10 protein-coding genes are annotated in these 13,584 nt (G+C 54.2%); 5 read left to right on the top strand and 5 right to left on the bottom strand.

Features of this window, described 5'->3' with window-relative positions; all coding sequences use genetic code 11:
* Window positions 1-20: 20 nt before the first annotated feature.
* Window positions 21-476, top strand: a complete 456-nt coding sequence (locus tag HCQ99_RS00815) for a DUF3093 domain-containing protein (RefSeq protein WP_243854754.1) — start codon at window positions 21-23, stop codon at window positions 474-476.
* Between the two features lie 59 nt (window positions 477-535).
* On the opposite strand, the gene HCQ99_RS00810 is transcribed toward HCQ99_RS00815, so the two are convergent.
* The gene (locus HCQ99_RS00810) at window positions 536-829 is read right to left on the bottom strand and encodes a DUF4193 family protein (protein WP_166984674.1); all 294 of its coding nucleotides are present in this window, start codon (window positions 827-829) and stop codon (window positions 536-538) included.
* A 200-nt stretch (window positions 830-1,029) separates the two neighbouring features.
* On the opposite strand from HCQ99_RS00810, the gene sepH reads away from it, so the two are divergent.
* The gene (gene sepH / locus HCQ99_RS00805; protein ID WP_166984673.1) at window positions 1,030-2,133 is read left to right on the top strand and encodes a septation protein SepH; all 1,104 of its coding nucleotides are present in this window, start codon (window positions 1,030-1,032) and stop codon (window positions 2,131-2,133) included.
* A 5-nt stretch (window positions 2,134-2,138) separates the two neighbouring features.
* Here the strand turns inward: sepH and HCQ99_RS00800 are convergent, their stop codons facing one another.
* Complete coding sequence (locus HCQ99_RS00800; protein ID WP_166984672.1) at window positions 2,139-3,272, bottom strand: alkaline phosphatase family protein; 1,134 nt, start codon at window positions 3,270-3,272, stop codon at window positions 2,139-2,141.
* Between the two features lie 112 nt (window positions 3,273-3,384).
* Here HCQ99_RS00800 and HCQ99_RS00795 point away from each other — a divergent pair, with 112 nt between their 5' ends.
* Window positions 3,385-5,784 carry a DNA gyrase/topoisomerase IV subunit A gene (locus tag HCQ99_RS00795; protein WP_166986387.1) on the top strand — a complete coding sequence of 800 codons (2,400 nt, stop codon included), beginning with the start codon at window positions 3,385-3,387 and terminating at the stop codon, window positions 5,782-5,784.
* Here the strand turns inward: HCQ99_RS00795 and HCQ99_RS00790 are convergent, their stop codons facing one another.
* From HCQ99_RS00790 to HCQ99_RS00780, 3 genes are all read right to left on the bottom strand, one after another.
* Entirely contained in the window at window positions 5,785-7,860 is a 2,076-nt protein-coding gene (locus HCQ99_RS00790) for a DNA gyrase/topoisomerase IV subunit B (RefSeq protein WP_166984671.1), read from the bottom strand. It lies immediately after the preceding gene.
* Window positions 7,861-7,876: 16 nt separating this feature from the next.
* A complete protein-coding gene (locus HCQ99_RS00785; protein ID WP_166984670.1) occupies window positions 7,877-9,364 on the bottom strand; it encodes an RNA polymerase sigma factor in 1,488 nt (495 codons plus the stop codon).
* 161 nt (window positions 9,365-9,525) lie between these two features.
* Window positions 9,526-10,527 carry a PAC2 family protein gene (locus HCQ99_RS00780; RefSeq protein ID WP_166984669.1) on the bottom strand — a complete coding sequence of 334 codons (1,002 nt, stop codon included), beginning with the start codon at window positions 10,525-10,527 and terminating at the stop codon, window positions 9,526-9,528.
* Between the two features lie 160 nt (window positions 10,528-10,687).
* On the opposite strand from HCQ99_RS00780, the gene lpdA reads away from it, so the two are divergent.
* Window positions 10,688-12,061, top strand: a complete 1,374-nt coding sequence (gene lpdA / locus HCQ99_RS00775) for a dihydrolipoyl dehydrogenase (protein WP_166984668.1) — start codon at window positions 10,688-10,690, stop codon at window positions 12,059-12,061.
* 36 nt (window positions 12,062-12,097) lie between these two features.
* On the top strand, window positions 12,098-13,465 hold the full coding sequence (gene sucB, locus HCQ99_RS00770; protein WP_166984667.1) for a 2-oxoglutarate dehydrogenase, E2 component, dihydrolipoamide succinyltransferase: 1,368 nt from the start codon (window positions 12,098-12,100) through the stop codon (window positions 13,463-13,465).
* The last annotated feature ends 119 nt before the right edge of the window (window positions 13,466-13,584 follow it).

Genomic DNA, 13,584 nt, shown 5'->3' with positions numbered 1-13,584 from the left:
TCAGGACCCATAATTAGATGGTGACTGTCTACTACAAAGAACGCTTGCTACCGACCCCGTGGCTCTACATCATTCTGCTGCTCATTCTGCCGGCGGTTGGCCTCTTATTTATGCCGCTCAACATCACCCTCGGCTTGGTGTTGGGGCCGGTTATTTATGTTCTAGTGGTGGCTTTCCTAGTTCTCACCAGCCCACGAGTGGCAGTCGAAGATGAGGAGTTCATCGCTGGCAGGGCAAATATCCCAGCTCGCTTCATCGGCGAGGTTGAAACTCTCAACAGTGACGAACTGACGCTGGCGATAGGCATACACGGTGATGCTCGCGCTTATCTGCTGATCCGCGGGTGGATCCACCAGGCTGTGAAGGTGCACAACACAGATCCGACAGATCCAGCTCCATTTTGGATCGTCACAACCCGCACCCCAGAAGAGCTGCGGAAGGCACTTGAGGCAGCAAAAGCCCGCGCAAAGGGTTAAGCCACCCAGGCTGTCTCTAATGCTGCTGTAACGCTGTTAGAAACAGCAGGAGTGAGCTGCTAGGCTGAGCATTCAGCGCACACCGGCCCAAACTGACCATCGTGGTCAAACTGTGAGCGATGGCGCACAAGGAAGCAGTTGGTGCAGGTAAACTCATCATCTTGCTGCGGCAGCACCACAACATCAAGCTCAACGTCTGAAATATCATCGCCACCGGTCATCTCGAAACCGAGATTGTCAGCATCAACGTCATTCATAGTTGACGCCCCAGCTTCAGGACGCTCTTTTAGAGCCTCAAGTGACTCGTTTTCGTCCTCAGCTGATTTGCGCGGTGCGTCGTAGTCTGTCGCCAAAGTGTCACCTCAATGTTTGAACGGTTGTGGTCGTGAAATTTGACCCATATAGCCGCATATTATGTCTCACATTTTGCCTAAACACAAACACACGGCGCGTCATCCCAGAAAACTGGGCTAAAAATGCGCGTCTATACAAGTAATTTCAGCGTGTCGTGCCATTCTAAGGGGGACTACAATCTCTTTTAGGAGGAAACCTGATGACTGAACTTCGCTATGAGCGTCGTGAAGACGACAAGCTTGTGCTCACTGATGAGCAGGGCGACGAGTTCACGCTGCAGGTAAATGAGGATCTTCTAAATGAGGTGCGCGTTATCGTGCAGCAGCAGCGCGGCATTTCAAAGGTAAACCCAGCACAAATCCAAAAGCTGATCCGGCAGGGTCATACCCCGAGTGAAGTGTCAGAGATTACCGGTTTCCTGCTGACCGATGTTGAACGATTTTCACCGCCAGTCGAAAACGAGTTGCGTCACATACTCACAGTTGCTCGGGAGGTTCCTGTTCGCACCGGTGCAGCCGGCGATACAACCGAGCAGTTTGGCGAGGTTATTGATGAGCGGCTCGCAAGCCTGAACGCCAGCAATATTGTTTGGAAGAGCTGGAAGGATGCTGAAAAAGGTTGGCTGGTTGCGGTTTCTTTTACCGCTAGTGTGGGTGAGCAGCGAGCGGTGTGGACCTTCGATAACCGCAGTAAGCTACTGCACCCGGACACTCCAGAAGCTGTCAATCTGTCGAAGCAGGGGCGTGTCACCGAGGGACTCATCCCGAAACTGCGCGCCGTAGATACAAGCACAACACAAAACACTGCTGCGCCCAAACAAGAAACTCTAGAACCTGCCGACCAGCACACAGATGCAACTATCGCAAGCGATACTGCGCAGCAGGAAGATGTGCCAGACTTTCAGGCTGGTGCAGCACCCGATCTCGGCGAAACACAGGATCTGCTCGAAGCACTGCGTAAACGGCGCGGAGAGCGTGAACAGGCACGCAAGAAACAGCGCGAAACAGTTTCTGAGACAGCTCACGACTGGGAAGCAACTCCAAGCTCTATAGAGCAGCAGCCGCAGACTGCAAACACTAGCGCAACACCAGAGCTGATTAACGAAGCTGATCTCGATGACTCTTGGGAGCCAGCTGGTTTTGGTGACGGCAACGACGCGACAGAAAAAACCTCGCCCGACACACCAAACGCTGCTGCCACAGCGGCTAACGACGGTGATGCAAAAAAGAAGAAGAGCAGACTCGGCATCCCCTCTTGGGATGAAATCCTGTTTGGCACCCGCAGCGAAGAAGATCCCTCTTAAAATCTTTACGCGAATGGAAACCGCGCACGCCATGCCCCTGCGGTTAGCAACGGCACCCCGCGTTCATCGTCGTCGAATCCACCGTGCTGCCCCACCATCAGCCGCACTTCAGGTTTCTCATTTTCTGTGTAGTAGGCCACTCGCTTTCGTGAACTAAAAAGCACATCACCGATCCGATCGGCATTTTTTGGGTCTACCGCACCAAACACACCCGCATGCAACCACTGCGCTTTTGTGCCAACCAGCAAGGATCCACCCTCTACAGCTTTCAGCTCTGCCACAACGTGCTCAGCCTGTTCAGGATCGGGCAGATACAGCGACCGAAAACGCGGTTCGCCGCCAATCAGGGTGCCCTCGGGGATACACCCCAACTCTTCAATCTGCCGCTGCCCAGTTTTTGGAATATTCACCATGCCGTGGTCGGCTGTCAGCGCAAACCCATACTTGTTTGACAGCCCTGCCAGAACATCACCGATCGCCGTATCAAGCTGGCCCAGCCGGTGCAACCAGAGGTCTGTCCCCCAGCCTGCTTCATGCCCCGCCTTATCCAACTCATCGATGTAGACGTATGCTAAGCCGCCTACGTCACGCAACTGCGCCAGCGCGGCTAAGAGACGATCCTCGATTGTTGCAGTCGCAACATACTCGGCACCCGTCAGAACAGCCTGCGTGAAATCGGAGTGTGCGTGCGCTTTTCGACCGTATACTCGAGCGACAATCCCCGCCGCAGACAGCTGATCAAAAACGGTTTGGGAGCGTTGCCAGTCTCTAAAATTGGTGACGTGCTGCCAGTCAGAAAGAGTTGTTTTAATCTGGCGCGTATCCGGATCAAGCATGCGATATCCGAGAAGGCCGTGCTCACCGGGCAGCTTTCCCGTTGTGATAGATGTGAGTGCGGCGGCGGTTGTGCTCGGAGCTACTGTTTCTATGCGTTTAGCGGTCAGATCGTGCAGATTCTGCGCACAGGCGGCGGGCACCAATCCAGATACCGTTGCAGCTCGGCTGCGCAGGTTGGCCCAGCCGAGCCCATCAACAACAACAAACAGTGCGCCCGACACTTTACCGGCCTTTAGCGCGGCAGAGATTGTTGGCAGCAGCGCGGCTAGCCTCGCGCCGTAATCTCCCCCACTCGGTAACATATTTTCAATACTAATCTCCGCACACGGGTGCGGGTGGAAGGTTGGCCGAGCTGTGACTGCAAGCACGAACGAGATTGTCGAGCGCATCGAGCACATTGATGTGTCGCAAGAAATGGAAAGCTCCTTTCTTGAATACGCCTACTCGGTGATCTATTCACGCGCTCTGCCTGATGCTCGAGACGGTCTGAAGCCTGTGCAGCGCCGCATCCTATATATGATGGGCGAAATGGGTTTGCGCCCAGATCGCGGGCATGTAAAAAGCGCGCGTGTTGTCGGTGAAGTGATGGGAAAACTGCACCCCCACGGTGATAGCCCTATTTATGAAGCACTGGTGCGCCTTGCGCAACCTTTTTCTGTGCGCGTGCCGCTTGTTGACGGGCACGGCAACTTCGGCTCCTTAGATGACGGCCCTGCTGCTTCCCGCTACACCGAGGCGCGTCTGGCTGCTGCTGCACTTGAGATGATCCGCGACCTTGATGAAGATGTCGTCGACTTCGGCCCAAACTACGACAACTCACATCAGCAGCCGGTTGTGCTGCCAAGCGCTTTCCCAAACCTGCTTGTTAACGGCGCTAGCGGTATCGCAGTGGGTATGGCTACGAACATGGCTCCGCACAACCTTGGTGAGGTTATCGCGGGTGCTCGTTTCCTGATGGAGAAACCGGACGCCACCCTGGCAGAGGTAATGGCGTATATTCCAGGCCCAGACTTTCCCTCTGGGGGTGTGCTCGCGGGGCTTGAGGGCGTTCGGGAAGCCTACGAGACAGGGCGTGGCTCACTGAAGGTGCGCGCCCGCGCTAGTGTCGAAAACGTTACAGCTCGCCGCAAAGCGCTTGTAATCAACGAGCTCCCCTATCAGGTTGGCCCGGAAAAAGTTATTGAAAAAATCAAGCAGGGCGTGCAGGCGAAAAAGATTCAGGGCGTTGCTGAGCTAAACGACTTTACCGACCGTAAAAACGGCTTAAAACTTGTTATCACAATCAAGACCGGCTTCTCCCCTGAGGCCGTGCTTGAGCAGCTTTACAGACTAACACCGCTTGAAGAGACATTCGCAATCAATAATGTTTGTTTGGTTGACGGGCAGCCACAAACACTGGGGTTGCTGGATCTATTACGCGTTTATATTGCGCATCGCATAACAGTAGTGCGCCGCCGCAGTGAATATCGCTTAGATAAGCGCCAACAACGCCTACACCTGGTTGAGGGCCTGCTTATCGCAATCGCAGATATCGACGATGTGATAGCAATTATTCGCTCAAGCGAAGATGGTGAAGAAGCCCGGCAGCGTCTGATCGAGGTTTTTGATCTGTCGCTAGCCCAGGCCGAATATATCCTCGAGCTACGATTGCGTCGCCTCACTAAATTCTCACGTATTGAGCTCGAAACAGAGCGCCAAGAACTAGAGCAGGCAATTGCTGAGTTGCAGCGGCTCTTATCTGACGAACAGCTGCTGCGCGCCCGCGTTAGCGAGGAACTGCAAGATGTGGCGGATCGCTTTGCGGATGATCGTCGCACCACCCTGCTCAACGCCGCACCCGCAACAGCAGCAAGCGGCAAACGTCAGGGGCAGATGAGTCTGCAAATAGCAGATAACCCGTGCAAAGTTCTGCTCTCGGCAAGCGGTCGTTTGCTGCGGGTGGATGCTGCGGCAGGCAGCGCAAATGTGGAGATCGTGCCACCGGCCCGGCGCACAAAGCATGATGCGATTCTGAGCAGCATAGACACAACTGTGCGCGGTGAGATTGCGGCACTCACCAACACCGGTCGTGTGCTGCGTTTTAGCCCCGTTGATTTGCCCTCTGCCGCACCGAACTCGGTGCAGCTGGCTGCCGGTGCGCGGGCCTCGCAGTATCTGGAGATGCTAGCGAAAAATGAGCGCATCGTCGCACTGCTGCACGAAAAATTAGAAACACCATTCGCCATCGGAACATCTCGCGGTGTTGTGAAACGTCTAGCCCCCGGCGATTGGCCAAAGGGTGACGGCTTTGAAATCATTGCGTTAAAGCCAAAAGATGAAATTATCGGCGCTGGCTATGCCGACGATGATGCCGAACTGGTGTTTATTAGCAGCGACGCCCAGCTGTTGCGCTTCAGCGCCGCCGCAGTGCGCCCCCAAGGTCGTGGCGCGGGCGGCATGGCCGGTATCAAGCTCAGTCAGGGTGCGACGGTGACATCTTTTAACGTTATTAATCCTGCATCCGAAAACCTCGTCTGCACTTATGCGGTGGGTGAAGCAGATGCGGATGCGCTCTTCTCCGACGGTTCAGTTGGCAGTGTGAAAGTTTCAAAACTTAATGACTTCCCCGGCAAGGGGCGCGCAACCGGCGGTGTCAGAGCACACAAATTTATACGCGGTGAAAACAGTTTGGCTGCCGCGTGGGTTGGCCTCTCTCCGCGAGCTATCGGTCGTGATGGCAGCCTGCGCAATCTGCCGCAGGAGCACAGCAAGCGAGATGCAACCGGAGTTCAGACCCAGCAGCCGTTTGAGCTGTTTGGCAACGCTATCGGCTAGTTAAGCGTCAATACTATCGGCGTCAATCGCGGCGCTGCCGGCAACGATAAACTCTTTGCGGGGAGCAACATCTGTGCCCATGAGCAGGGAAAAAACGCGCTCTGCTGCTTCGGCATCTGTCACGGTAATGCGCCTGAGCAGTCTTGCACCACGGTCCATTGTGGTTTCTTCGAGCTGTTTTGCGTCCATCTCACCGAGACCTTTATAACGCTGAATCGGTTCCTTATAGCGTTTATTAGCGCGTTTAAGTTTTTTCAGTAAGGCTGTAAGCTCTGCTTCTGAATATGTGTATATCGTCTCGTTCTTCTTGGCGCCGTTATTGATTACAACAACACGATGCAGTGGTGACACAGCCGCATAAACACGCCCTTCTTCGATCATTGGGCGCATATAGCGGAAAAAGAGTGTCAAAAGCAGCGTGCGAATGTGTGCACCATCGACGTCAGCGTCTGTCATCAGCACAACTTTGCCGTATCGCACCTGTTCGAGATCGAAGGATCTGCCGGATCCGCCGCCAACAACCTGAATAATATTTGCGCACTCAGCATTTGCGAGCATATCGGCCAGGCTTGCGCGCTGGACGTTTAGGATTTTGCCGCGGATCGGAAGCAAAGCTTGATATTCACTATCGCGTGCAAGCTTTGCAGTGCCTAACGCAGAGTCACCCTCGACAATAAACAGTTCTGAGTTTGCGACGTCATTTGAGCGACAATCAACGAGTTTTGCGGGCAGTGAGGAATTCTCAAGCGCATTTTTACGGCGTTGGGTATCGCGCTGGGTGCGAGCGGCGATGCGCGATTTCATCTCGCCAACAACTTTTTCTAGCAGCATAGTGTTTTGCTGCTTATCAATTTTCGCGGTTGAGTCTAACTGTGCGTTGAGTGCATTTGTGACAGTGCGGGACACGATGCTGCGCACAGCTGATGTGCCCAGCACCTCTTTAGTCTGCCCCTCAAACTGTGGCTCAGGCAGCCGCACCGTCACCACCGCCGTGAGACCGGCAAGCACATCGTCTTTTTCGGGGCGGTCGCTGCCAGCCTTAAGTTTGCGGGCGTTTACTTCGATTTGTTTACGTAAAACCTTCAGAAGAGCTGCTTCAAAACCAGCGACGTGGGTGCCGCCCTTGGGGGTTGCAATAATATTTACGAAGCTTTGCACCTTAGTGTCGTATCCGGTGCCCCAGCGCAGCGCTATATCCACCTCACAGGTGCGCTGCACCTCAGCCTGTTCGAGGCGTCCGCTCTGTTCGTCGAGCACCGGCACGGTTTCGGTAAAGTCGTGGCTGCCCTGGAAGCGCCAGGTGTTTGTAACCGGCGCATCGTTTGCAAGGTAGTCAACAAACTCAGAAAGCCCGCCTTCAAATTTAAAGCTGTGCACCGCTGGCTCAGCACCGCGCAGATCGTGAATATTAAGCGCAAGCCCGGGCACCAAGAAGGCGGTCTGCCTTGCTCTGGCAAGCAAGGCCGCGGTCTCAAACTCAGCATCTGGCAAAAATGATTGTGGATCAGACCAGTAGCGCACACGGGTTCCGGTCTTAGCTTTCGCCACACGCTTTAATTTCGTGAGCCCCTCCCCTGGTGCTGTGGGGGTAAAAGGTGCGTCCACCCCGTCTCCAGCAAAAATACCAGGCACACCGCGGCGAAATGAAATTCCCCAGGTGGCGCCAGCACGATCCACTTCCACGTCGAGACGAGCAGAAAGTGCGTTTACAACCGAAGCTCCAACGCCGTGCAGACCACCCGATGAACCGTAGGAGGATCCACCAAATTTACCGCCGGCGTGTAGCTTTGTAAACACCAGCTCAACACCGGAAAGCCCGCTTTTTGGCTCAATGTCTACAGGCACTCCACGCCCGTGGTCGACCACCTGCACACTGCCGTCTGCGTTCAGCGTAATATCAATCGTGTCGCCGTAACCACCAAGCGCTTCATCGACAGAGTTATCAATGATTTCCCACAGGCAGTGCATCAGCCCGCGTGAATCGTTCGAGCCTATATACATCCCGGGGCGCTTCCGGACAGCCTCAAGCCCCTCAAGAACTGTAAGGTTTTTAGCTGAGTAGTCGGGGTTTGCCAAAGGCGCCTCTTATCTACTAATCGAGGTAGTCACGCAGCTGCTGCGAGCGGGATGGGTGGCGCAGTTTAGCCATAGTCTTTGACTCAATCTGGCGAATACGTTCACGAGTAACGCCAAACTCTTCACCAATCTGATCGAGTGTCTTAGGCAGACCGTCACCCAGGCCAAAACGCATGCGGATAACACCGGCTTCACGCTCTGACAGTGAGTCAAGCAGCTGGGTCAGCTGCTGCTGCAGCATGGTGTAACCAACAGCATCTGCCGGCACAACTGCTTCAGTGTCTTCGATGAGGTCACCAAACTCAGAGTCACCGTCTTCACCGAGCGGGGTGTGCAGTGAAATCGGCTCACGGCCATATTTTTGCACTTCGACAACCTTTTCAGGTGTCATATCAAGCTCAAGTGCCAGCTCTTCTGGGGTTGGCTCACGGCCGAGATCCTGCAGCATCTGCCGCTGCACTCTGGCGAGTTTGTTAATGACCTCAACCATGTGCACCGGAATGCGGATCGTGCGCGCCTGGTCGGCCATCGCACGGGTAATCGCCTGTCGGATCCACCAGGTTGCATAGGTTGAGAACTTGAATCCCTTGGTGTAGTCAAATTTTTCGACAGCGCGAATCAGGCCCAGGTTGCCCTCCTGAATGAGGTCGAGGAACTGCATACCGCGACCTGTGTAACGCTTCGCTAGCGACACAACGAGACGGAGGTTAGCGCCGAGCAAATGCGCTTTGGCTCGCCGCCCGTCGCGTGCCACCCAGCGTAATTCACGTGCAAGCTTTTTTGGCAGATCTGGTGTGGTCGCAAGCTTATCTTCGGCGAAGAGACCGGCTTCAATACGCATTGCAAGCTCCACCTCTTCAACGGCTGTGAGCAGCGCAACCTTACCGATCTGTTTCAGGTAGTCCTTTACCGGGTCAGCGGTTGCACCAGCGATCTGAGTGCTGCGCTGCGGCACGTCGTCATCTTCTTTTCCGCTCAGCACGATCGCCCCCTGTGGGAGCGCCTCCAGCGGTTCTGAATCCGTCTTCTCGTCTGCGTCTACGTCGTCTTCGGTTTCATCAAAATCGCCACCGGCAGCTTCGAGTAGCTCTTCAAGATCCGTTTCTGCTTTTGTCTTGCGCCGCCCTGGTTTAGCCTCTGCAATCTCTTCTACTGCACTTTCCGGCTCTGCTGGTGCCGCAACCGCTTTCTTCCGGGTTGTGGTCTTCTTTGCAGCAGTGCTTTCCTTGGCAGCGGTAGTTTTCTTTGCCGTAGTAGTTTTCTTTGCTGCAGTAGTCTTTTTCGCGGCAGTGGTTTTCTTTGCAGCGGCTGTCTTCGTTACAGCGGTGCTTTCCTGCTCCGCAGCTGTCTTTTTCGCAGTGCTCTTTGCCGCCGCAGTTTTTGTTGTGCCGGCCTTTTTAACTGCGGTCTTTTTAGCTGTTGCCTTTTTAGCACCAGGCTCAGTTTGTGTATCGTCGCCCGAAACTGCTTTCTTTGCAACGGTCTTCTTGGTTGAGGTTGCCACGCAACACCCTTCATTACTCGACTTTGTTACACCTGTGAATCTTCGCGTAACCTGGTAAAACCCGTGTCAAGTTCTTCTTTAAAAAACAGAACTTCCACGGGGTACTGACCTTATTTTAACGAGTCATAAGGGTTTAGGTCAAACTGGGTTCGTAATGAAGATTAATCCCGCTCTTCGCGCTCGTCGCCATCTGTCCGGTCGTCTTTTGCGCCGGGGTTTATTCCGTCTAGCCCAGACGCACGATCCGCACGATAGTGATTTTTTAATGTGCCACCCTGGGCTAGAAACTGCTCAAACTCATGGCCTAGTTCTTCTGCAGACGGCATATCGTCAAGCGATCCGAGCAAATCTGCGGTGCGTGACTCACGGGCTTTAAATTTGTCGTAGCGCGCCTCGAGAGCTGCCACCAACTCAATAAATTCCTCGTTTTCTTGCAGCTGATTTGCCAGTTGATGGGCGAAGCGAGCTTCTTCTTCTATCACCCTCTCAGTTGAAAAAACGAGACCGGTAACGCGTGAAATAACAGAAATTGCCGCAAGCATTCCGGTTGGGTAATAGTTCGTAGCGAGGTAGTTGGGTAAGAAGAGAGTGCAGCCAACAACATCTTCACCCAGCAAAGTGAGCCGATACTCGAGCATCTGCGTAATTGAAGCAGCAATGCGACTGCTCGGCTGCCAATCTGTGAGCTCAGCGATGACGTCTTCACGGGTGCCACTGATAGTTTTTGCAATCGGCCTGGTGTGCGGCACCGGCATCGGAAACGCTTGACCCCAAAAGGTCACGCTCACCTGCAGCTCAGCGATCAACAGCAAAACGCTGTCTGCAAAACGCTCCCACCGATAGTCTGGCTCAAATCCTGCGAGCAGCAGAAACTGATTGCCGAGTGAATCAGACCCCAGAGACAGGGTTAACTCTTCTGGCTGATATGAAGTGAAGTGATCGCGTTCAAAACCCATCTCAGGGCGGTGCGCGCGATAATCGAGCAATAGATCGGCTTTAAACGAAACTAGGGTTTCCTCGATTGCCTCATTAAACATGAAAGTTTGCAAGCCTTCGACGATCTGCCCCACATCAGCCACAGGGCGAGTGAGAATAATCAGCGGTAAGTTGCGCGGAACATCGGCAAGGTTCTCGCGATGAAGCTGAAAAAGTGACTCACTCATTCAAACAATCATACGCCCCCGCCTGAGTTGGCGCCTGCACCCGAGCTGGGAGAATTATGAGTATCACTACGGATTCAGTAGCTGAAAGGGAGTAGGATACTAAGGGAGTGTCGTAACCATACGACCACAAGAGAAAACTCGCAACAACGAGGAGATTCTGTTGGCAGATCAGCAGTTTGACTTAGTAGTACTTGGTGGCGGCAGCGCAGGCTATGCGGCTGCAATTCGCGCGACACAGCTGGGCAAAACCGCAGCCGTGATCGAGAAAGATAAGCTTGGCGGCACCTGTTTGCATCGCGGTTGCGTTCCAACAAAAGCACTGTTGCACGCCGCTGAAATTGTAGATGTTGTGCGCGGCGCAGACACCTATGGCATTCAGGCTTTGCTCACCGGTATCGATATCGAGGCTGTTTCAGCCCACCGCGAAGCAATTGTGAATTCTAAGTTCAAGGGCTTACAGGGTCTGCTGAAGGCTGTTGGCGTTACTGTGATTGCTGGCGAGGGTAAGCTCACCGCACCAAACACCGTTACAGTCAACGGCGAATCGATTGTTGGTGAAAATGTTGTGCTCGCAACAGGCTCATACTCACGCACCCTGCCGGGTCTTGAAATTGCAGGTCGCGTAATTACCAGTGAGCAGGCGCTACAGCTTGACGAAGTACCGGAGCGCGCGATCATTCTCGGCGGTGGCGTTATCGGTGTAGAGTTTGCGAGTGTTTGGCGCTCGTTCGGGGCGGAGGTCACCATTGTTGAGGGCCTGCCGCACCTGGTGCCAAACGAGGAAGAGTCAATCTCTAAGCAGCTGGAACGCGCTTTCAAGAAGCGCGGTATCGGTTACCAGCTTGGTGTGCGATTCAAGTCAGTATCACAGACCGAAGATGAGGTAACAGTAACCCTCGAAAACGGCACCACGCTCACCGGCGATTACCTCCTTGTTGCGGTTGGTCGCGGACCGGCAACAGACAACATTGGTCTCGATGAGGTTGGCGTAAACCGTGATCGCGGCTTTGTAACCACGAATGAACGCCTGCAGACTAACGTGCCTGGCGTGTGGGCGGTTGGCGATATCGTGCCAGGTCTGCAGCTTGCGCACCGCGGTTATCAGCAGGGCATTTTCGTTGCCGAAGAAATCGCGGGCTTGAATCCACAGATCGTCGAAGACGTAAATATTCCGAAGGTGACCTACTGCGACCCAGAAATTGCCTCTGTCGGTCTCACCGAAGCAAAAGCGGTTGAAAAGCTTGGCAAAGAAAAGGTGACAGCCTACGAATACAATCTCGCGGGTAACGCGAAAAGTTCAATTCTCGGCACCGCCGGCTCAGTTAAGGTTGTTCGCGAAGTTGACGGCCCGGTGCTTGGCGTGCACATGATTGGTGCCCGTGTAGGTGAGCTCGTCGGCGAGGCACAGCTGATTGTGAACTGGGATGCCTACCCAGAAGATGTCGCACCGTTTATTCACGGTCACCCAACCCAAAATGAAACCATTGGCGAGGCGATGCTTAAGCTCGCCGGCAAGCCACTGCACGCAATCTAAGCTGCGAAGAAAGTTTTAAAGAACGGAGAATTTGAGATGAGTCAGGAAGTTGTTCTTCCCGCACTCGGTGAGAGCGTAACCGAGGGCACAGTCACCCAGTGGCTGAAACAGGTTGGTGACAGCGTTGAGGTTGACGAGCCGCTGCTCGAGGTCTCGACAGACAAGGTAGACACCGAGGTGCCTTCGCCTATCGCCGGTGTCATCGAAGAAATCCTCGTCGCCGAAGATGAGACCGTTGAGGTTGGCGCAGTGCTTGCACGTGTCGGTGACGGCTCAGGAGCTGCCGCTGCAGAGGAATCAGCGCCTGCAGAAGAGCCTACCGCCGCAGAGACAGCGGCTGCAGAATCTGCCCCTGCTGAAGAAGCACCTGAAAAAGCAGCAGAGCCTGCAGCTGCAGAAACTTCAAAACCGGCTGCTGAACCTGCTGAAAAGCAAGCAGCAACTGCTGCTTCCGCAGCACCAGCTCAAGGGTTCGATACCCCACCAGCTGATACTCCCGTTGGCGGCTACGTCACTCCTATTGTGCGCAAGCTCGCACAGCAGCTCGGTGTAGACCTCTCACAGGTTAAAGGCACCGGTATCGGTGGTCGGATCCGCAAGGAAGACGTGAAAAACGCTGCGGCAAACACCGCTAACGCTAACGACGCAGCAACAAGCACACCGGCACCAGCGAAGTTTGAGGTTTCAGAGCTGCGCGGCACCACACAGGCAATGAGCCGCCTGCGCAAGGTTGTAGCCTCACGTGCGGTTGAGTCGCTGCAGCAGACAGCACAGCTGACAACAGTTGTTAAGGTTGACGTCACCAAGGTGGCAAACCTACGCAACGCAAAGAAAGATGAGTTCCTGCAGAAGACCGGCAACAAACTGTCATTCTTGCCTTTCTTTGCGTTAGCCGCGGTTGAGGCGCTGCAGACCTACCCAATTATCAACTCTTACGTTGACGGTGAGAACATCGTTTACCCAGCTCAGGAAAACTTGAGCATCGCAGTTGATACAGAACGTGGGCTGCTCACCCCTGTTATTAAAGACGCAGCCGGCAAGAATATTGCTGAGCTTGCCAACAGTGTTGCAGATCTCGCTGCTCGCACCCGCGACAACAAGATCAAACCAGACGAGCTGTCGGGCGGCACATTCACCCTCACCAACACTGGCTCACGCGGTGCGCTGTTCGATACACCGCTAGTGTTCCTGCCGCAGTCTGCAATTCTCGGCACCGGTGCAGTTGTCAAGGAGCCTGGCGTATTCAGCACCCCTGAGGGTGATGCAATCGGAGTGCGCTCATACGTCTACCTCGCGCTGTCTTACGATCACCGCACAATCGACGGCGCTGACGCTGCCAGGTTCTTAACACAGATTAAGAAGCGTCTGGAAGAGGGTAACTTCGAGGGCAATCTCGGCATCTAGTAGGAGCGTTTCAACGTAACTAAACAAAAAGGTTGCGAACCAAACTTTAACCGTTTGGGATCGCAACCTTTTTGTTTGTAACAACCTCTGTTGGTGAGAGTTTTCCACCATAAATTGCT

It is taken from the genome of Canibacter zhoujuaniae (genome assembly GCF_011752015.1).
GTDB classification, from domain to species: Bacteria; Actinomycetota; Actinomycetes; order Actinomycetales; family Microbacteriaceae; genus Canibacter; species Canibacter zhoujuaniae.
The sequence above is the reverse complement of the archived record's forward strand: the minus strand, read 5'-3'. Positions and strand labels throughout refer to the sequence as shown.

Coding starts and splice junctions, on each gene's coding strand:
- sepH (WP_166984673.1), top strand. CDS start 1,030: ATGACTGAACTTCGCTATGAGCGTCGTGAAGACGACAAGCTTGTGCTC.
- HCQ99_RS00800 (WP_166984672.1), bottom strand. CDS start 3,272: ATGTTACCGAGTGGGGGAGATTACGGCGCGAGGCTAGCCGCGCTGCTG.
- HCQ99_RS00795 (WP_166986387.1), top strand. CDS start 3,385: ATGGAAAGCTCCTTTCTTGAATACGCCTACTCGGTGATCTATTCACGC.
- HCQ99_RS00780 (WP_166984669.1), bottom strand. CDS start 10,527: ATGAGTGAGTCACTTTTTCAGCTTCATCGCGAGAACCTTGCCGATGTT.
- sucB (WP_166984667.1), top strand. CDS start 12,098: ATGAGTCAGGAAGTTGTTCTTCCCGCACTCGGTGAGAGCGTAACCGAG.